Source organism: Ruegeria sp. AM4 (assembly GCF_056540665.1).
Genome location: NZ_JBQFXD010000001.1, coordinates 532,961 through 552,426, shown reverse-complemented (window position 1 = coordinate 552,426; position 19,466 = coordinate 532,961). Strand labels below are relative to the sequence as shown.

Sequence of the window (19,466 nt, the reverse complement as noted above, 5' to 3'; positions counted from 1 at the left end):
CCGTTACTTCCCTGGCGTCAGGAACGACCGATCCGACGCGCCGGTGACAAAGTCCAGAATCTCGCGGACGTAATCGCTTTCTGCGCCTTCAAGCCGGTCTACGCGATCCATAAAGGTACCGTCACCCTCGGACAGCTCGCGGAAGGCGGCGCGCAGCGCAGATATATCCTCGCGCGAGACGCCGCGACGCTTCAGGCCCACAAGGTTCAGGCCGTCCAGCTCGCCGCGCGCGGCCTGAACCAAACCGTAGGGAATGACATCTTTTGGCACCATGGTCAGGGCCCCGATGATCGCCCCGCGACCAACGCGCACAAACTGGTGCAATCCCGAGATGCCACCGATGATCGCGTCATCACCAACAACGCAATGGCCCGCCGCACCCGAGTGGTTCACCATGATGACGCGGTCGCCAATTTGCACGTCATGGGCCACATGTACCCCCGCCATAAGCAGGCAATCGTCACCGATCCGCGTTACGCCACCGCCACCATCAGTGCCGGTGTTGATCGTCACATGCTCACGGATACGATTGCGCTTACCGATCTCTAGCCGCGTATTTTCACCGCCAAATTTCAGATCCTGCGGAATTTCCCCGATGACCGAGAAATTGAACACGACGCTGTCTTCTCCGACCGAGGTATCGCCGGTTACCACAACGTGCGATTTCAGCTCCACCCGGTCCCCGAGCCGAACCTGAGGACCGACGAAACAAAAAGGACCGATCTTGCAGTCAGCCCCGATTTGCGCGCCGTCTTCGATTATCGCGCTGGGGTGAATGCTGCTCATGTCGTTTTTTCCATGTCCCAGTCGACATAGGCCGAAAACTCGGCTTCGGCGGCCACCTCGCCATCGACCGTTGCACGGCCGCTGAACTTGAAGATCTTTCCGCCCTTCTTGCCGCGCACGGTTTCCACATGCATCTCAAGCACATCGCCGGGCACGACTTTGCGGCGGAATTTGCATTTGTCGATATTCATGAAATAGATCAGCAGATCGCTGTCGATGACATCCATGCCAACGCCCAACATCACGCCAGCGGTCTGTGCCATGGCCTCGACGATTGTCACACCGGGCATGATCGGAGTGCCAGGGAAATGGCCCTGAAAATGCGGCTCGTTCATGGTGACGTTCTTGATACCGACAGCAGAGTGATAGCCCGAAATATCAACCACCTTGTCGACCAGCAGAAACGGGTAGCGATGCGGCAATATCCGCTGAATCAGCTGAATGTCGGCACTCTGGGTTTCCGTGGTCATAAGCAGAAGTCCTGTGTCTGATGTTTCTTACTGGCGTGGTTAGCAATACTGCCCTTCAAGGGCAAGGCAACCTATTCACCGTCTTCGGTTTGCAATTCCTCGCCATCGCCAATCGCGGCATTGATCCGGGAAATCGCGGTATCGGTAATATCCAGCGCATCGGGGCTGAGGAAAACGTCCGACCGCTCGAGGATCACCGAGGCGCCGGTATCGCGCAACAGGTCGATTAGCACCGGCTCGACCAGATTGATGAACATCGCGCGCGACCGTTCAGAGCGCCGGGCCAGCGTGTCCAGCTTTGCGCGCTGGCTTTCGCGATGGGATTGCACCTTTTCATCAAAGGCTTCGGCCAGAGGTCGAAACGCTTCGGCGTCAAGTTCGGCGCGTTTTTCCGTCAGGTCCCTCTCTTCATCGCTGAGTTCCTGGACGATGCGCTCATTTTCTTCCGCCAAAAGGGCGCTTTCGGCTTCGATTTCACGAAACACACGCTGGCCGAACTGGGATTCGGCAAACAGCCGGTCGCTGGATATCGTCAGGATCGTCGATTGCGGCACACCCAACTGTTGCGCCATTACCGGCGATGCGACCCATAACCCCAACAAAACACACAGGGCCCGGATCGGGCCCTGCATGAACAGCTTGAATCTGTTCTCCATCCGAAGATCAGAACCTGGCCTGAATGGTCAGGTCAAAGTTCTGCTCTTTGTCAAAGTCCTCTTTCTTGAGGGCCTTCGAGAAGTTGAAGCGCAGCGGTCCGAATGGTGTGGTCCACAGGACCGAGACACCCAGGACGTGCCGGATCGATCCGTCGGCCCCGACAATGTCCGCACCAGCCGTGTTCACGTTACTGATGTTGTACAGGTTTCCGACGTCATAGAACACACCGCCCCGCAGGCCGAATTCCTCGGGCAGACCCAGAGGGAAATCGGATTCGAACCGTGCCACCCAATAGTAGTTACCGCCAATCGCATCGTCCTGACCTTCTGACAGATCGCGCGGTCCCAGACCCGCAGGCTCAAAACCCCGGAAAGTGTTCGGCCCCAGAACAAAGCGGTCAATGGTGCGGCTGAAGTCGTTCCCGGTCCAGTTCAGTGCGCCAAGCTCCAGTGTCGCGCGCAGGACGACTTCTTCGTTCAGAACACGCTGCTGTGCGATGGCACGGGCGGTGGTCTTGACGAACTCGTTGTCGCCACCCAATCCGGCCGCGTCCACACCGACTTCGAACAGAACACCGGCATTCGGGTTCAACCCGCCCAGGCGGCTGTCATAGACGTAAGACACACCCAGCGTGCTGGACGTGCGCTTTCCCTGATCGATCTCTGACGAAATCACCGCACCGTTCACATCATTGTTTTGCTGGGTCATTTCGCTGCGGTCCCAACCATAGCGCAACCGCAACGAAGACAGCTCGCCAATCCGATAGCTGAGCTGCGGATTGAAGAACACGCTTTTGGTGTCATAGCTGGCAAAGCTGGAGTTTGTCGTCGTCAAACCCAGCCCCAAATCGAACTGCAGTCGACGGCCCAGCAGGTATGGTTCGGTGAAATTGATCGTATACCGTTCGGAATCCTGAGCCGTAGACAGCGACAGCCCGAGGGTTTGGCCCCGGCCAAGAAAGTTGCTTTCCTGCAGGCCGATCGCAACCCCGAAACCGTCCGAGACCGAGTAGCTACCGCCAATGTTCAGCGATCCGGTTGGCTGTTCTTCAACGTCGACATCGACGATGACCTGGCTCGGCGTCGATCCTTCACGCGGCTCGACATCTGCCACCGCAAAGAACCCAAGCGCACGAATACGTTCGGCGCTTTGACGGATTTCGCGGGGATTGAACGGGTCACCCTCGACTGTATCAAACTGACGGCGGATCACGCGGTCAAGCGTGGTCGTGTTGCCTTCGATATCGATCCGTTCCACAAAAATGCGCGGCCCACGGGTCAGTACAAACTGAACGTCCAGCGTAAGATCACGGTCATTGCGCGTCACACGCGGCTCAACCCGCAAAAAGTCGACGCCTTGCTTGAGGCCCAGACGTTCCTGACGCGCGATCGAGTTTTCGACCAGCGACGGAGAATAGGTAACGCCCGGTTTGATCTTCAGCGCCGCCTGATAGGCAGCCGGATCAACTCCCGGTATCTCGCTGACGGTCGAGATTTGTCCGAATGAGAACTTCTGCCCTTCGGTGATGTTCATCACCAGGAAGAACGCATCCCGTTCGCGCGTGAATTCAACGTTTGCGCTGTTGACACGGAAATCGACATAGCCGCGTGATAGGTAGAAGTCGCGGATCACCTGTTTGTCGAACTCGATCCGATCGGCAATAAACGTATCACCGCGCAGGAATGTCCGTAGAATGTTGGCCTGCTTGGTTTCCAGAACCCGACGCAGGCGCCGGTCAGAATAGGCACGGTTGCCGACAAAGCTGACGCGCTCGATCTCAATCACCGAACCCTCGGCAACTTCGAACACCAGATCGACGCGGTTGTCGCTGCGGCGGATGATGCGCGGGATAACCGTTGCGGCAACCCGTCCCTGCGCCGAATAGATATCAGCGATCAGGTCCGCATCCGTTTCCGCGACCTGCGGTGTGAAGACACGGCGAGGCTGTGACGAAATCGCCTCGAGCAGCACGTCGTCTTTGATCCGGCGGTTTCCTTCGATGCTGATCTGGTTGATCGTCGGATATTCCTCGACCGAAATCACCAGCGTAGAACCACGCGGCGTCAGATCGACTGTTTCAAAAACACCACTGTCAAGCAAACGTTGAAAACTGTCGTTCAACTGCCCGGCAGTAACCGTCTGCCCGGGTTCGATTCCCGTTCGCGCGATAATCGTCGACGTTTCGATGCGGCGATTTCCCTCAACCTCGAACGAATTAATCGTATAGGTCTGCGCCTGCGCGACCTGTGGCGCTGCCACAAAACCCACTGTTGCAAAGAGAAAAAAGAACGTTAGTGCCTGCCACAAAATATTGCCTCGCGGCTTGTCAGAGCCGCAGAATGTGCCCGTGCCCCTGCTGTCATTCATTTTTTTCACTACCCAGAATTTTCAGACTTTACGTGCTGAGTAGCGGGATTGAGGGGTCTTGTCAAAAGCGCAAAACGGCAAAGCGGCCCGACGGGCCGCTTTCATAATTCGCATCGCTGTTGGGAAGAATCACAAACCGACGAGATAGGCGCCAAGCGCCATCGCCAAAGCCGTGATGCCGAAGCTGAGCAGCATGTCCCAATTCAGTACAAAAAGCGTGCTGAAACTCTGATAGGATTTTCTAAGGGCTTTGGTCATCGCAGGCGTGTCCCGATTAAACTCGGTACACACCGTAACCCTGAATTGAGGCAATTTTGCGTCCTTGCGGTGCCGCGCCTGCCTTATTTAGCAGAACAGATCGTTGCTGAGCGCGAATATCATGAGCGACAGAATGAGCGTGATGCCAATCGCCATCAGAACCCGCAATGCTTTGTCACTGGGCGGTTTCCCGGCGACAGCCTCATAGGCATAGAACACCAGATGCCCACCATCCAGCGCCGGGATCGGGAACAGGTTAAGCAACCCGACCGCCGTGGACAGAACAGCGATGAAGAAGATAAAGTTCTGGGCGCCCTGGCTGGCCATCGCACCCGACGTTTCCGCAATCCCGATCGGTCCCGATATGTTGCAGGTGCTGATCGCGCCGGTGATCATGTGCCACATGCCGGACAAAGAGCCCTCGATAATGCGAACGGTCTGGCTGACGCCACCAGTCAACGAGTCCCAAAGGCCAGCAGGTTCGGTCGCCGGTTCCAACATCATACCGCCAACAATCCCCATGCGCCAATGGGTGACAAAGCCGCCATCCGGCTTTGGTTCGTCCGTGCGGCGTGGAACCAGCGCAAACTCAAGCTCGGATCCGTCTCGCCAGACGTTCAGCAGCAGCGCACGGCCATTCGATCCCTCAACCTTTTCCTTGAGCTGCTCAAATGCAAAGATCGGGTCTCCGTCCACGGCGGTAATCACATCGCCCGCTTGCAATTCGATATCCATGGCCGCGCTGCGTGGCGCGACCTGATGGATCAGCGGCGGAAACAGCCAAGGCGCCTGAACGTCAAGGGTTTGGCCATCGCGAACAACCGTATAATCCAGCACCGGCTCGACCGGCAGCGCATCGGTGAAGTCGGACCAGGTGACGGCGTTGTCGTAGTCTGGCGTCGGGATACCGGCCACAGCGATGATCTCGTCGCCATCCTGCAACCCCTGGATGGTCCCGGGAAGCGGCTTGAGCGTATCGACGGTCAGCGGTTCGCGCGACACGCCTTGCGACCAGAAAATCAGCCCAAACACCAGAATGGACATGATAAAGTTGAACACAGGTCCCGCTGCAACAGTTGCGGCCCGCGCCCACAACGGCGCGCCGTGCATGGTGCGGCGCAGTTCCTCGGGACTTTGTTCCTGGATCTCTGCCATCGCGTCTTCGTCCTTGCCGGACGCGGCATTGGCGTCGCCCAAGAACTTGACATAGCCTCCGAACGGTAACAGGGCGATCTGCCATTTGGTCCCGTGTTTATCCATTCGGCTCCACAATACAGGGCCGAACCCGATCGAAAACACTTCGGCATGGATGCCGGACCAACGCCCCACGATGTAGTGGCCATATTCATGCACCGCGACAATCACGGACAACGCCACAACAAAGGCCGCAATCGTGTACAGCAGCCCGCCAAACTGTGGGATCAGAGAAAAAATGTCCAAAAAACTTATCCTGCTCTTTTCAGTACGGCTTCATCGACCCAATGACGTGCCAGATGGTCCGTTTGCCGGACGTTATCAAGGGTCAATTCGGCGTCAATAAGGCTATCTGTGCCCTCAAATCGCTCGAGTACCGCCGAAACGGTGTCGGCCATGTCCAGAAATCCGATCTGGCGCTGGATGAAAAGATCAAGCGCGCGTTCCTTGGCGGCGTTGAATATGGCTCCTGACAGCCCACCGCGCGCCATAACCTCGCGCGCAAGGCGCAGCGCGGGATAACGCGCCTCGTCAGGCGCTGCAAAGCGCAATTGACCCAAGGCGGCCAGATCCAGTCTTTGCACCGGCAAATCGCGGCGTTCCGGCCAGTGCAACGCATACCCGATCGCGTGACGCATGTCCGGCGCCCCCAGATGGGCCATCAAGGCGCCATCCCGAAAACCGACCAAGGCGTGCACGATGGATTCCGGATGTACCAAAACCTCGATCTTTTCAGGCGACACGCCAAAAAACTCTTTGGTCTCTATGACTTCGAGCGCCTTGTTGAACATGGATGCACTGTCAATCGTGATTCGTTGCCCCATGTCCCAGTTCGGATGGCTCGAGGCCTGTTCGACCGTCGCGCGGGCCAGATCAGGCAATGGCCAATCGCGGAACGCACCGCCGCTGGCGGTGATGACAATCCGCTCGACCGCGGTCATGTCCTCACCTGTCAGAGCCTGAAACACCGCCGAATGCTCACTGTCCACAGGCAAAAGGCGCGCGTTGTGCGCCCGCGCGGTCTCGAGCACCAGGGGACCCGCACAGACCAGCGTTTCCTTGTTGGCCAGTGCCAGTGTTGCGCCCTGTTTCAACGCTTCAAGCCCGGGTGCCAGCCCGGCTGATCCAACAATGGCCGACATGACCCAATCGGCGGGACGACTTGCGGCTTCGGTCAGGGCAGCCTGCCCTGCTGCAACCTCGACCCCGCTGCCGGACAGAGCATCGCGCAAGTCCTGCAACCGATCTTCATGCGCGGTGACAGCCAACTGTGCGCCAAGCTTTCGGGCATCCTCAGCCAGTTGCGCGATGTTCGAGCCGCCGGTAAGTGCGACGACGTCATACGCAGAGGCATCACGCGCAATCAGGTCGATGGTGTTCTGCCCGATTGATCCGGTTGCACCGAAAATGGAAACCTTGCGCATCACATTCCCCCTGGCGCGTAAACCAGCCCAGCGATCAGCACAAAAAACGCGGCCCCCATCATACCGTCGAACCGGTCAAGGAACCCGCCATGGCCCGGGATCAGGGACGAACTGTCCTTGACCCCCAACTTTCGCTTGGTGGCGCTTTCCACGATGTCCCCTGCCTGGCTGGCCATTGACGTCACCACCGAGACAAGAACGAACAGAATTCCGAATCCGGCGTGATAGGCAAAAATCGCGCCTACCAAAGCTGCCGCTGCCCATCCTCCGGCCGTTCCGGACCAGGTTTTCTTCGGGCTGACCTTTGGCCAGAATTTAGGGCCTCCGATAGATTTTCCAACAAAATACCCGGCCACATCCGTCGCAACAACCACCGCGATCAGCCAGACCATCCAGCCAAAGCCCATACTTTCTCGGATCGTGATAAAGCCCAGCCCGGACGCGGCGATCCAGATGGCAAAGGCTGCAAACAGACCGCGATGTTGCGTAATTTGCGCCGCCCCGACCACAGCCGGGACCAACAAGATCGGCAACTTGTAACCCGACGGCAAATGGTAACTGATCACCACCGCAACGGCAGTGAGAATAGCCAATTGCAAGGCGATCCCATTGCGCTGCGGATCGACCATGCGCACCAGTTCCCAAGTCATGATGGCGCAGGCAGCGGCGACGAACGCCTCGAACCAAAGGCCGCCCAGCCAGACTTCAACCGCGCCAACGGCGACCAGAACCGCCGCCGAGAGAACCCGCGCAGTCAGATCAGACCATCGGCCATCGCTCATGCCGGAACAGCCCCAAACCGGCGATCCCGCGCACCGAAATTGCGGCACAGGCGTTCCAGTTCAGCGGCGGTGAAATCCGGCCACAACGTATCGATGAACTCGTATTCCGAATAAGCGGACTGCCACAAAAGAAAGTTCGAAATCCGCGCTTCGCCGCTGGTGCGAATGACCAGATCAGGATCGGGTAAAACGCGCGTATCGAGGTATTTTGGCAGCGTTTCCTCATCCACCTCATCGGGATGCAAATGACCCTCAGCAACGTCGCGTGCAAGACGGCGCGTGGCGCGCGCGACCTCGTCCCGACCGCCATAGTTCAGCGCAACTGTCAGGTGAACCAGATCGTTACCCTCGGTTTCCTGTTCCAGCGTGTCCATCAGCCCGGTCAGTTTGCTGTCCAGGCGCACCCGATCGCCGATGAAACGAACCCGGATGCCGTTGTCCTTCAGGGTCTGGGTTTCCTTGATGATATAGCGCTTGAACAAGCTCATCAGACCGGCGACTTCGACCTGCGTCCGTTTCCAGTTTTCAGTCGAAAAAGCAAAGATCGTCAGATATTTGATCCCCAATCGCGGGCAGGCTTCGACCACCTCGCGCACCTTGCGCGCTCCGGCGTGGTGGCCGAACAACCGCGGACGTCCCCGGGCCTGTGCCCAACGGCCATTGCCATCCATGATGATGGCAACGTGCCTTGGGCCTTGCAGCGTTTCGGTATCGGGATCCTTTGGCATCAGACGCTCTCAGACCTGCATGATCTCGGCTTGTTTGGTTTCCAGCGCCTCATCCACCGATTTGATCATCTCATCCGTGAGGTCCTGAACCTCGCTCTCCCACAGCTTCTGGTCGTCTTCGGACAAGCCGTCCGCCTTGCCCTTCTTGATCTGGTCCATGCCATCGCGGCGCACATTGCGGATCGAAACGCGGGCGCTTTCGGCATACTGCCCGGCAACTTTTGTAAGTTCGCGGCGGCGCTCTTCGTTCAGTTCGGGAATCGGCAGCATGATGATCGTTCCGTTCAGCTGAGGATTGATCCCCAACCCGCTTTCACGAATCGCCTTTTCGACCTTGCCGACCAAGGACTTGTCCCAGACATTTACCGTGACCATCCGCGGTTCGGGCACGTTCACCGTTCCGACCTGATTGATCGGCGTCATCGAACCATAGGCGTCAACCATGACAGGCTCGAGCATCGAGGCCGAGGCGCGCCCGGTCCGCAACGAGGCGAATTCGGTTCTGAGGTTGGCCATCGCGCCGTCCATGCGGCGTTTCAGATCATCGGTGTCCAGTTCGAAATCGTCAGACATTCTGCTCACTCCCCGTCTTCAGGTGCTGTTCCGGTGGGTCATAAGCCATCGGAATTGGGTTGTATAGCAATCATGATTGCGAATTGTGACGAAGACCAGAGGTTTGGACGTTCTTTTTTGCGCCGGTCGGCTTGGCGCGACGGCCGGACCCTGCCCGACCGTCATCCGGCATCTCGGGTTCAGGCGTTCAGGTCGACCACGACCCGGCCCTTGACCTGACCCTTCAGGATATCGGCCCCCAGTTTCGGCAGATCGTCCAATGCCGCAGGCTGAATCATCGCCTCTAGCTTGTCCATAGGCAGATCGGTTGCCACCCGCTGCCAGGCGCGAACCCGGTTTTCATAGGGCTGCATCACGCTGTCGATCCCCAAAAGGTTCACCCCACGCAGCAGGAACGGAATGACCGTAGCTGGCAACCCTGCCCCGCCTGCCAGACCAACTGCCGAGACCGAAGCGCCGTATTTCATCTGACCCAGAACGCGGGCCAGCATCTCGCCACCAACGGCGTCGACGCATCCAGCCCAGGTTTCGCTTTCAAGCGGGCGTTTGGTCGTTTCGTTCAGCTCCTCGCGCGGCACGATGGTGGTTGCACCCAGCGATTTCAGGTAGTCGCCCGTTTCAGGGCGCCCGGTGACCGCTGCGACCTCGTAACCCAGATGCGCCAGAATGGCCGTTGCGACCGACCCGACACCCCCTGCGGCCCCCGTGACCAGAACCGGTCCGTGTCCAGGGGCCAATCCGTGATCTTCCAGCGCCATGACGGCCAACATGGCCGTAAAACCTGCAGTACCGACCGCCATCGCCTGTCGCGTGGTCAACCCGTCCGGCAACGGCACCAGCCAATCGGCCAATGCATTGGCCTTCTGCGAATAGCCTCCCCAATGCGCCTCGCCAACGCGCCAGCCGGTCAAAACAACCTTGTCACCGGGATTGTAGCGATCATCCGAGGATGCCTCGACCGTCCCCGAATAGTCGATCCCCGGCACATGAGGATAGCTGCGCACCAGCCCACCCCCCTTGGGCGACATGCACAGACCGTCCTTGTAGTTGACGGTTGAGTATTCAACAGCGACCGTCACCTCTCCATTTGGCAAATCGTCTGCCGACAATTCCTTGATCGCCGCATTTGCCAGACCGCTTTCCTCATCTTTCTCAACAACTAACGCCTTGAACATAATCTCGTCTCCTTAAACCGGGTTTGGTGTGTCATTTCGGGCTAGCGCCAGAATTCCTTCTGCACTTCTGCCCATCGCATGCCGTGTTCGGTGATCAATTCGATACGTGTGCCGGGATCCCAGTAAGCGCGATCCACCATGCCGATCGCCACATTGACCCCAAACTCGGGCGAGAACACGGCCGAGGCCACCTGCCCGACCTGACCACCGCCCGCCATCAAGGGCCAGGACCCCGTGCAAGGCCCGATCTCTCCTTCGATCACCAAAGGTCGGATCTGGCGCGGTGGTCCGTTCTGGGCCTGATCGGCCAGCGCCGCCTTGCCGATATAATCCGATGGTGAATTGCAGAACCGTGCCAGACCGCATTCATAAGGCGTGTTCTCGCGGCGCATGTCGGACCCGAAACTAAGCAATCCGCTTTCGACGCGCTCAATATTGTTGGGGCAGCCGGCGCGAACATTCAGATCCGCACCATTGGCAAACAGCGTATCCCAAAGCGGCATGCCATATTCTGACCCTTCGACATAGATCTCGAAACCGCCCTGTTTCGACCAACCAGATCGCGCAACGACGAATTCTTTATCTTCAAAGCGCAACCGTTTGTAGCGAAAGAATTTAATGTCCCTCACGTCTTCGCCGAAAACCCGTGCCATAAGGTCGTCCGCCTTCGGCCCTTGGACTGCAAGCGGCGAAACATCAGGTTCAATAATTTCGACATTCAGATCCAACGCGATGGCAAGTCCCAAGGCAAATTGCCAAAGATCTCCGTCGGCAACGGACAGCCAATAATGATCATCCGCAAGTTTGATCGCCACCGGGTCGTTCAGCATTCCGCCCAGATGATCGACGACCGGGACGTAATAGCATTGATCCGCCCGCATCTTATCCATGTCACGCGGGCTGAGCATCTTCATCAGGCGCAGCGCGTCCGGCCCCTTGATCTGCACCTGTCGTTCGCAGGACACGTCCCAGACTTGAACATGCTGTTTCAGATGCGCCGCATCGGCCTGAACGCTTTCAAAGAACGTCGCCAGCAGCGTGTGGTTATAGACGGTGTAGCCGCCGACGCCCGCTGCTTCGACACCCGGGGTAAACGGAGTTTTCCGCACGCGGCGGTTGGGAGTGATGACTGCCATCTCAACGTCCTTCAGGCAGATTGATCTTTTCCGGGCAATATCCCGATAACATTAGCTTATTTTGGTCCGTGCCAATTGATCGGGCAGATTTCTGCGGATTTGCCGCCAAAGTCCCAGACGCGGCCATAGTCTCGCACTTTGGACTTGGTGCCGCGCGCAACGATGATGTCCGGACCCATCCAGTATTTCGAGTTCGACACCATCACCGGGTGTTCCGGATCTTTACCTGCCAGCATCTCGATCTCGCCCTGAATTTTCCGCCCGATGACAATCCGGCGCTTGGTGCCGTCACGTTCGATCTGCACCGGAGCACGCTCGGCCCCGATGATCTCGCTGACCAGCATGGTAAACAATCCGGTGGTGCCCCCTGCCTGTCCGCTGAAGATCTGGAGCAGTCCGTTATAGGCTTTGCCGCTGGCGCGCTCGTCCACATAGGCCGCAACTTTCCACTGGCCTTCCCCCATTCGACCGGGGATATCGACCAGAAGGCCGACATTCAGGCCCGACAGGTCCTCGCCCTCGTAATGGCCTTCATCAATGATCACGCCCATCCAGGCATGGCAGTGGCCTTCGGTCGGAGGATGCGCGCCCAAGGACACAACACAGGGACAAAACACATCGCAGGAACAGTTCAGGATCAGTTCACCCTTGATGGCCCAGTCCGTTGGGCTCATCTCGCGCCGTTTCGGGTTCGGCATCCGGCTGTCGATCCGCTGGCTCACCGGCAGCTTGTCGGCATCAGGTTTTCTGTTTTTTGCCATTGCGTTATCCTCCGTAAATAATGTGATGCGCTAGCAGAATTGCTCCGCCTGCGATCAATACAAACCCCATCGGGCGTGTTACTGCGTGACCTATCTGGGGGAGTTTCTCGAGAACCATGAACAACGTCGCCAGGCCCATCCACAGCAAGCTCATGACCCCGCCGACAAATCCAAGCGCCATGAAGCCCCAGCAACAGCCGACGCAATACGCGCCCAGACCCAATCCCATTCGCAAACCACCCGCAAAGCCGGTTTTCCAGTGCCCCAGGAAATAGGTCATCGGCGCGTGGCAGACCCCGTGGCAGACCTCTTTCGTGCGGCTGAACTGGAACGCGCCTACAACGATCAACAACGTGCCCGCCAGCCAGGGGGATTTTGCGATCCCCAACATGTCAACCGCTCCGCCAAATAACAGTGCCAGCTGCAACCCGGTTATCGCTGCGGCAAAACCGACCCACACGACGAAATACCCCGTCAGAACGCCAACCCAGCCGGCTCGGGTTCCGTCGGCGCTGTGGATCAGGTCGTCATAGCTGCGCAACGTTGGCACCAGCGTTGGCAGCATCATCGCCGCCATCATGATCGCCCACATCCAGAACAGCGGACCGAACTCCGCCATCGGCATGTACATGTCCATCCGCGGATCCATCGCGGCCATGGCCTGTCCCATCGGCCCGGGGCGACCGAGCCAGTCGAGGTCCATTTCGCGGCTCATCGAGAACATGATCCACCACGCCCACAGGATCGCGGCGTAAAAACCCAGCCACACGGCACTGCGTAGAACGGCGCGACTCATGCTTTCCTCCCGACTCGGTCCTTGCTTTTCAAATGTCAGACTTTTAAATGTCAGACAAATAAAATCTGACCTGCAGGCCCGTGAATATGAAAATCGACCCCCGGAACCGCTCTGATCTGTCGGCACAGATTGCGCATGCCATCCGCGACGCGATCGTTTCGGGGGATCTGATCGTGGATGAACGCCTGCCCTCCGAGGCCGAGCTTGCGGATCAGTTTCAGGTTTCGCGCCCAACCGTGCGCGAAGCGTTGAAACGCCTTGCGGCGCAATCTCTGATCCGCACGCAGCGTGGCGCCACCGGCGGTGCGTTCGTGAACCGGTTGAGTTTCGAGGACGCCTATTCCCAGCAAATCACGACGTCGACCCTGTTGCTGTCGATGAATGCAGTCAGTTTCGACACGGCTTGCGAGGCGCGTTTTGCTTTGGAACGCGCCTGTGCCGTGCTGGCCGCACAGCGCAGGACTGCGGATCAACTGGCGACCATGCGGGCCGAGATCCACAGACAGGCGCAGCCCGGTCTTACGGACGAGGCATTCTGCGCCTCGGACGTGAATTTTCATCGCGCTTTGGTGGACGGAGCAAGCAATCCCGTGCTGTCCTACCAACTGGCAGGTGCCGTCGAGGCGATGCAACCGTTGATGAACATGATCACCTTCACCGCCCGCTCTCGCGAGGCGATCATTGTGCTGCATGGCAAAATCGCCGACGCGCTCGAAGCCCGCGATGCAGTTACGGTTGACGCGGCTTTGGCCGAGTTAGAGACATATACGCGCCAACTGGCCGCTGATGTGGCCGAACGCCACCGCAAACCCGCTTGATACCGTAGGCATGTTGACCTTGCGCTTTGTCCCGAAACAGGCTTTGTCTGCGCAGGAAAAACCAAGGAGTCTCCGCATGCTGGACAGCGCCCGCCCGACCGAAATTCTGCGACTTGGCAAATTGCAGGATTGGCAGGCTGCCACCGCCCATGACTTCACCCGCGAACTGGCCGACGGTACGCTGCCTGCGCGTAAGATGCGATGGTATCTGCAACAGGATTACCAATTTGTTGATGGATTTGTCCGCCTGCTGGCCAGCGCCATCGCGCAGGCTCCCACATTGGCTGACAGCGTGCCCGCTGCGCAGTTTCTGGCGGTTATCACCGGCCCGGAGAACACCTATTTCCTACGCGCGATGGAGGCGATGGGCACCCAGCCGATCTCGGACCCGGCCCCCGAGACACGCGCGTTTCAGGAATTGATGGCCGAAGCCGCCGCCTCGGGCCGGTATGAGAACATGCTGGCGGTGCTGGTGGTTGCCGAATGGGTCTATCTGACTTGGGCCACACCGGTAAATCCGCCCTCGCCTGACCTGCCGTTCTGGTTTGCGGAATGGATCACGCTACATGCGGGCGAAGGGTTCGAGGGCGTCGTCGCATATCTGCGTGGTCAATTGGATGCAGTTTGGCCCACACTGGACCCATCCGCGCAGGCCGAAGTGACGCGCCTGTTCAATCGCGCGGTTGAACTGGAACGGGAGTTCTTTGATGCGGCCTACGCCGCCTGAGCGGAGGAGCACAGATGGTATCAACGCTGAACATAATGGCCGCCGCGCTGACAATTGCGTTCGGACTGTTCGGCTTTTTGGCCCCCGCTTTTACCGCACAAGCGCTGGATTTGGCCCCAACTGACAGCAATATGGGGCTGAGCGAAATGCGCGCCTCGGTCGGCGGGCTGTTCGTGGTGACCGGTCTGGCGGTGCTGTGGCTGAACCATCCGATGGCTTACGCAATGCTGGGTGTCGTCTACGCGGGCGCGGCGCTGGGTCGGTTTGTTTCCGTCGTTCTGGACAACCCGCCGCTGGTCAAAGCAGTGACATTTGGCGGAATCGAATTGGCACTTGCGCTTTGGCTTATTTTGGCGAACATCAACAGAGCCGCGTAAACCATTGTTTTGAATGCAAACGTAACCCAGAAATCCCAGTTTGCATCCTGCCCCTTGCTCACCTATATAGGTAATGTCCTTCGGGACTATGGACATAAACGCGCTCGTAATAAGCGGATCGGACCCGGGGGCGGTACCCGGCGGCTCCACCAAAATCTTTCGTTTGAAGATCATGGGGCCGAAATAGGATCGACGAACGTCTAAAGGGGTTAGCTTTGTCTCGGCTGTCTGCCACCGTTACCGGCGAAAATAGTACAATTGCAAACGACAATCGTGCTCCGGTTGCAGTTGCTGCGTAAGCAGTAACAAGACCGAAACTTAAGCCCTTACGCCTAGCCGCGTAAGGCGGGGTTCGCAGGTACCTGGCAACAGAAACCTGCATTTCCAAAATTATGTCTGATGTTTTCCGCCAATTTAACGCGTGTTCAGAGTTTGTTCACGTTTGATGCGCATCCTGCCCTGACAGGACAGGAGAGTCGGGATGACTAATACAGACACACTGCGCGCGTGGTATTCGGAAGTTTGGGAAAACGGCAACACCGAAGCGATTGATCAGTTTTTTGCCCCTGACACGATGGCCGAAGGTCTTATTCCGGAGATGCAGGTCGGTGCCGATGATTTCCGTGATCTGGTGATGGCCTTCCGGCACATTCTGGGTGAGATCAAGGTCGATCTGCCCAAAATCGTAGAACACGACGACTGGGTATCCGCGATCCTGCACGTGCGCACCTTTCGCGCCGACAACGGCGCCCCGCTCGAGGTCACGGGGCAGGTCATGGCGCGGTTCAAGGGCGACAAGATGGTCGAGGCGTATAATCAGTTCGACTTTATCTCGCTATTCGAACAGCTGGGGCAGTTTCCACAGGATACTCTACCGGTCTGCATGACCGGACAACGGCTGGATTGGTCATAGCTTGAAATTTCGCAAGCTTGACCCATCCCTTGGTTCCGCGCTAGCACACCCTCATGGGGTAAGCTTGCGAACACCCCGTGAGGCGAAAGCCCAAGTTTCGCATGGATCCGAAGACACGCAGGAGACATGCCATGGCTGCGCCCAACGCTATTACACCACGACAACTCGCCCGGCTGATCGGAACACCCGACGCGCCGGTTCTGATCGATATACGGACGCCGCCGGATTTCGCAGATGATCCACGGATCATTCCGGGATCGATCCGGCATTCGCATGACGATATCGGCGGGCTCAAGTACCTGATCGGGTCCGGGTCGGGCGTGATCATCTGCCAGAAAGGCAAGAAACTGAGCCAGGGCGTGGTGTCCTGGCTGCAAGCCGACGGGTGCAGCGCGGAATTTCTTGAGGGCGGGCATTTTGCCTGGCGCGATTCACCGGACGCTTTGCTTGCCGACCTCACCGCCCTGCCCGCGCCGGTCGATGGCGGCACGCTCTGGGTGACGCGGCATCGCCCTAAGATCGACCGCATCGCCTGCCCCTGGTTGATCAGGCGCTTCGTAGACACAAAGGCGCGGTTTCTGTTTGTCGCGCCAACCGAAGTTCAGGGCGTGGCCGACAATTTCGGCGCTACGCCATTTGATGTGGGTGACGCGTTTTTTGGCCACCGGGACGACGGCTGCACGTTTGATACAATGCTGGACGCGTTCGGCATCCGATCGAAACCACTGGACCGTATGGCCGCGATCATCCGCGCTGCAGACACCAATCAGCATGAAGATGCCCCGCAGGCGGCGGGTCTTCTGGCGATTTCGGTTGGATTGTCGCGCCAGTACAAAGATGACCAGCAGCAACTCTCCGCCGGGTTGCACCTCTACGACGCGCTTTACCGCTGGGCGCGCGATGGGTTCGAGGAAAGCCATGACTGGCCGGCGGGACATGGCCAATGAGCACATCCTTGCAAGAGCTTTGCCGCGTATTCGGGCGCATAGGATTACTGTCATTTGGCGGCCCGGCGGCCCAGATTTCGCTTATGCACCAGGAACTGGTCGAGCGCAGACACTGGCTTGATGAACAGACCTATTTGCGCGCTCTGTCGCTCTGCATGCTATTGCCGGGACCCGAGGCGATGCAATTGGCGACCTATGCGGGCTGGAGGCTCAGGGGCGTTGTCGGCGGTCTGATCGCGGGCTCTCTTTTCGTGCTGCCGGGTGCGTTCGTTATCGCGGTACTGGTCGGGCTATATGCGGCTTATGGCGAACTGCCTCTGGTTCAGGCCGGGTTTCTGGGCATCAAGGCGACGGTGATTGTCATCGTCATTCAGGCAGTGCGCAATCTGTCCCGAAAGGCGCTGACCGAGCAACGTTACCAGATCATCGCCGGATTGGGTTTTCTAGCTATCTTTGCGCTTAACCTTCCGTTTCCTTTGATCATTCTGGCGGCGGCCACCTGGGGCTATGCGACTGCGAAAAACACGCAGGTTCCGGTACAATCCGGCTCTCCGGCTTTGGCGCGACCGGTGCGGACGGCGGCGATCTGGCTGACACTCTGGCTGGCACCGCTTCTGGCGCTTGAACTGGCGGGGCAGTCTCTTTTGGCGGATCTGGGGTGGTTCTTTGCACGTCTTGCCGTGGTGACATTTGGCGGAGCCTATGCGGTGCTGGCCTACATGACGCAGACCGTGGTCGACACCTATCAGTGGATCAGCACCGATCAGATGATTGACGCACTGGGTCTGGCCGAGACGACACCCGGCCCATTGATCCTGGTCACACAGTTCGTTGCGATGCTGACAGGCCAGCAATCGGGCGGCACGGCGCTGGGCTTTGCCGCCGGGGCTGTTGCTCTGTGGGCAACCTTTGTTCCCTGTTTCCTGTGGATTTTTCTGGCCGGTCCCTATCTGGACAAAATCGCCGCGCGCCCGCGTCTGGCAGCGGCGATGCAGGGTATTACAGCTGCTGTGGTGGGTGTGATTCTCAACCTGTCCGTGTGGTTCGGCATGAACGTTCTTTTCGGCAACGTGAATGCCGGGGTCTGGGGTCCGGTATCCATGCCCCTGCCCGAGCTTTCGACGCTGGATGCGCGCGCGCTTGTGCTGACACTGGCCGCAAGCCTGTTGATATTCCATCTGAAATCCGGTTTAGCGGTGACACTGATCGTGATGAGTTTGGCCGGGCTGGTGTTTGAGATTTTGTAATCAATCACCCGCATCCCAGCCTTTCGTTTCCGTTCAAATCCCTTATGCTGAGAGCCACCACTTTCGAGGATCAAACATGTCGCAAGACATCGACTATGGGAACCTGATGCACACGGCCATGCGCGGTCTGATCAAGACCGTGCTGACGGGTGTTGCCCAAAACGGCCTGCCGGGCGCGCATCATTTCTTCATCACTTTCGACACGCAGCAACAAGGGGTGGACATTGCCGATTGGCTGCGCGACCGCTACCCGGAAGAAATGACAATCGTCATGCAGCATTGGTTCGAGAACCTTGAAGTCGGTGACGAAGGATTCTCGATCACGCTGAACTTCGGCGACGCGCCGGAACCGCTGTATATTCCCTATATGGCGATCAAGACCTTCGTTGACCCGTCGGTTGAATTCGGCTTGCGCTTTGAAAGCCCCGAAGACGAGGATGAGGCGGATTTCATCCCCGAAGAAAGCATCGAGGTCGAGCCCGAGGAGGATGAACCTCATCACGACGCCGATGTGGTGTCGCTGGACAGTTTCCGCAAATAACGCAAACCCCGCCCGGTGCGGGGTTTATTCTTTCTTCAGGAATGTCTGGACTGATCGCGATTTTTCGCCGTTGCGAAAGCGCGAGAAGGACAGATTCAACCCACCCTCGGCCAGGGTCCGGTCGAATTGCTGCAATTCATACCCACCGTTTTCATCGATGAACAGCGAGAACACTGTCAACGTGTCGCCGTCGATCCGGCCCCAAACAAACGGCTCTCCGGCCATCGGATCCAACGGCACCTCATGCCCAAACACATTGCGCTTCATCGCCGCCGAAAAAACCTCGGGCCTGGCCGAAGACTGAAAGTCGACCGAGTACTTTTCTTCCTTCACGCGACCGTCGCCTTTATAGGTGGTCGTCGACCAGCTTACATTGAACCCACCGCGGGTTTCGTGGATTGACACACTCATATCCCGAGGCGTTTCGGTGCCGTCCGCATCGACGACATCCGCCGATCCCGTATAATCGCCGACAAAAGGTGCGATATCCGCTGCCTGTACGGCCCCAACGGTGACGAGAAGACAGAAAACCAGGGCCAGCGCGGATGCGATGACATGCAAAGGGCGGTCAAAGGAGGATGCGCGCATGAAAGACTCCGTCGCGGTTGCTCTCTTATCTTAACTCTAGCCCGGTCAGGCACAATGGCACTGTTTTCGCTAACGTCGATTATTTGACGCTGTCCCTCGTCTATACCTTTGACGGGTCAGAGTTTATGGTGCGCGAAAGTGGCATGTTGCTTTGTAACCGCACCGAGGTTAAACGGCATACGACTGCATACCAAACGGAGT

22 protein-coding genes and 1 other RNA gene are annotated in these 19,466 nt (G+C 58.2%); 8 read left to right on the top strand and 15 right to left on the bottom strand.

The genetic code is table 11. The features are described 5' to 3' along the window. Nucleotides 1-3: 3 nt before the first annotated feature. From lpxA to ACR0JA_RS02640, 14 genes are all read right to left on the bottom strand, one after another. On the bottom strand, nt 4-786 hold the full coding sequence (gene lpxA / locus ACR0JA_RS02705; RefSeq protein ID WP_480569609.1) for an acyl-ACP--UDP-N-acetylglucosamine O-acyltransferase: 783 nt from the start codon (nt 784-786) through the stop codon (nt 4-6). After that, nucleotides 783-1,256: a 3-hydroxyacyl-ACP dehydratase FabZ gene (gene fabZ / locus ACR0JA_RS02700; protein WP_480569606.1), complete on the bottom strand. Its 474-nt coding sequence runs from the start codon at nt 1,254-1,256 to the stop codon at nt 783-785. The genes lpxA and fabZ overlap by 4 nt, the downstream gene beginning before the upstream one ends. A gap of 71 nt (nt 1,257-1,327) precedes the next feature. Continuing rightward, nucleotides 1,328-1,912 carry an OmpH/Skp family outer membrane protein gene (locus ACR0JA_RS02695; RefSeq protein ID WP_480569603.1) on the bottom strand — a complete coding sequence of 195 codons (585 nt, stop codon included), beginning with the start codon at nt 1,910-1,912 and terminating at the stop codon, nt 1,328-1,330. A 7-nt stretch (nt 1,913-1,919) separates the two neighbouring features. Next, nucleotides 1,920-4,280 carry an outer membrane protein assembly factor BamA gene (gene bamA / locus ACR0JA_RS02690; RefSeq protein ID WP_480569600.1) on the bottom strand — a complete coding sequence of 787 codons (2,361 nt, stop codon included), beginning with the start codon at nt 4,278-4,280 and terminating at the stop codon, nt 1,920-1,922. Nucleotides 4,281-4,409: 129 nt separating this feature from the next. After that, complete coding sequence (locus tag ACR0JA_RS02685; protein ID WP_480569597.1) at nt 4,410-4,538, bottom strand: hypothetical protein; 129 nt, start codon at nt 4,536-4,538, stop codon at nt 4,410-4,412. A gap of 87 nt (nt 4,539-4,625) precedes the next feature. Continuing rightward, nucleotides 4,626-5,978 carry an RIP metalloprotease RseP gene (gene rseP / locus ACR0JA_RS02680; protein WP_480569594.1) on the bottom strand — a complete coding sequence of 451 codons (1,353 nt, stop codon included), beginning with the start codon at nt 5,976-5,978 and terminating at the stop codon, nt 4,626-4,628. 5 nt (nt 5,979-5,983) lie between these two features. Then, entirely contained in the window at nt 5,984-7,156 is a 1,173-nt protein-coding gene (dxr, locus tag ACR0JA_RS02675; RefSeq protein WP_480569591.1) for a 1-deoxy-D-xylulose-5-phosphate reductoisomerase, read from the bottom strand. Then, entirely contained in the window at nt 7,156-7,938 is a 783-nt protein-coding gene (locus tag ACR0JA_RS02670) for a phosphatidate cytidylyltransferase (RefSeq protein ID WP_480569588.1), read from the bottom strand. Before ACR0JA_RS02670 ends, dxr begins: the two co-directional genes overlap by 1 nt. Then, nucleotides 7,935-8,666, bottom strand: a complete 732-nt coding sequence (gene uppS / locus ACR0JA_RS02665; RefSeq protein ID WP_480569585.1) for a polyprenyl diphosphate synthase — start codon at nt 8,664-8,666, stop codon at nt 7,935-7,937. Before uppS ends, ACR0JA_RS02670 begins: the two co-directional genes overlap by 4 nt. Before the next feature lie 9 nt (nt 8,667-8,675). Further along, nucleotides 8,676-9,239 carry a ribosome recycling factor gene (gene frr, locus ACR0JA_RS02660; protein ID WP_480569582.1) on the bottom strand — a complete coding sequence of 188 codons (564 nt, stop codon included), beginning with the start codon at nt 9,237-9,239 and terminating at the stop codon, nt 8,676-8,678. A 179-nt stretch (nt 9,240-9,418) separates the two neighbouring features. Continuing rightward, nucleotides 9,419-10,414: an acryloyl-CoA reductase gene (gene acuI / locus ACR0JA_RS02655; RefSeq protein ID WP_480569579.1), complete on the bottom strand. Its 996-nt coding sequence runs from the start codon at nt 10,412-10,414 to the stop codon at nt 9,419-9,421. A gap of 41 nt (nt 10,415-10,455) precedes the next feature. Further along, nucleotides 10,456-11,550, bottom strand: a complete 1,095-nt coding sequence (locus ACR0JA_RS02650) for a dimethylsulfoniopropionate demethylase (RefSeq protein ID WP_480569576.1) — start codon at nt 11,548-11,550, stop codon at nt 10,456-10,458. Nucleotides 11,551-11,606: 56 nt separating this feature from the next. Further along, the gene (locus tag ACR0JA_RS02645) at nt 11,607-12,311 is read right to left on the bottom strand and encodes a DUF1326 domain-containing protein (protein ID WP_480569573.1); all 705 of its coding nucleotides are present in this window, start codon (nt 12,309-12,311) and stop codon (nt 11,607-11,609) included. 4 nt (nt 12,312-12,315) lie between these two features. After that, complete coding sequence (locus ACR0JA_RS02640; protein WP_480569571.1) at nt 12,316-13,107, bottom strand: DUF2182 domain-containing protein; 792 nt, start codon at nt 13,105-13,107, stop codon at nt 12,316-12,318. 86 nt (nt 13,108-13,193) lie between these two features. Between ACR0JA_RS02640 and ACR0JA_RS02635 the strand changes: the two genes are divergently transcribed. The 8 genes from ACR0JA_RS02635 to ACR0JA_RS02600 all read left to right on the top strand — a co-directional run bounded on the left by ACR0JA_RS02635 (nt 13,194) and on the right by ACR0JA_RS02600 (nt 18,677). Next, nucleotides 13,194-13,925, top strand: coding sequence for a FadR/GntR family transcriptional regulator (locus ACR0JA_RS02635; protein ID WP_480569568.1), 732 nt, complete (start codon nt 13,194-13,196; stop codon nt 13,923-13,925). 76 nt (nt 13,926-14,001) lie between these two features. Beyond that, on the top strand, nt 14,002-14,652 hold the full coding sequence (locus tag ACR0JA_RS02630; RefSeq protein WP_480569566.1) for a TenA family protein: 651 nt from the start codon (nt 14,002-14,004) through the stop codon (nt 14,650-14,652). Nucleotides 14,653-14,666: 14 nt separating this feature from the next. Continuing rightward, nucleotides 14,667-15,029 carry a DUF4345 family protein gene (locus ACR0JA_RS02625; RefSeq protein ID WP_480569563.1) on the top strand — a complete coding sequence of 121 codons (363 nt, stop codon included), beginning with the start codon at nt 14,667-14,669 and terminating at the stop codon, nt 15,027-15,029. 36 nt (nt 15,030-15,065) lie between these two features. Further along, nucleotides 15,066-15,412: a transfer-messenger RNA gene (gene ssrA / locus ACR0JA_RS02620) on the top strand. A gap of 98 nt (nt 15,413-15,510) precedes the next feature. Beyond that, the gene (locus ACR0JA_RS02615; protein WP_480569560.1) at nt 15,511-15,942 is read left to right on the top strand and encodes an ester cyclase; all 432 of its coding nucleotides are present in this window, start codon (nt 15,511-15,513) and stop codon (nt 15,940-15,942) included. Nucleotides 15,943-16,073: 131 nt separating this feature from the next. Then, entirely contained in the window at nt 16,074-16,889 is an 816-nt protein-coding gene (locus ACR0JA_RS02610) for a chromate resistance protein ChrB domain-containing protein (protein WP_480569557.1), read from the top strand. After that, entirely contained in the window at nt 16,886-18,136 is a 1,251-nt protein-coding gene (chrA, locus tag ACR0JA_RS02605; protein ID WP_480569554.1) for a chromate efflux transporter, read from the top strand. The genes ACR0JA_RS02610 and chrA overlap by 4 nt, the downstream gene beginning before the upstream one ends. Nucleotides 18,137-18,212: 76 nt before the next feature. Then, nucleotides 18,213-18,677 carry an SspB family protein gene (locus ACR0JA_RS02600; RefSeq protein WP_480569551.1) on the top strand — a complete coding sequence of 155 codons (465 nt, stop codon included), beginning with the start codon at nt 18,213-18,215 and terminating at the stop codon, nt 18,675-18,677. A 24-nt stretch (nt 18,678-18,701) separates the two neighbouring features. Here ACR0JA_RS02600 and ACR0JA_RS02595 read toward each other — a convergent pair whose 3' ends face one another. Further along, nucleotides 18,702-19,265: a hypothetical protein gene (locus tag ACR0JA_RS02595; protein WP_480569548.1), complete on the bottom strand. Its 564-nt coding sequence runs from the start codon at nt 19,263-19,265 to the stop codon at nt 18,702-18,704. Between the last annotated feature and the right edge of the window lie 201 nt (nt 19,266-19,466).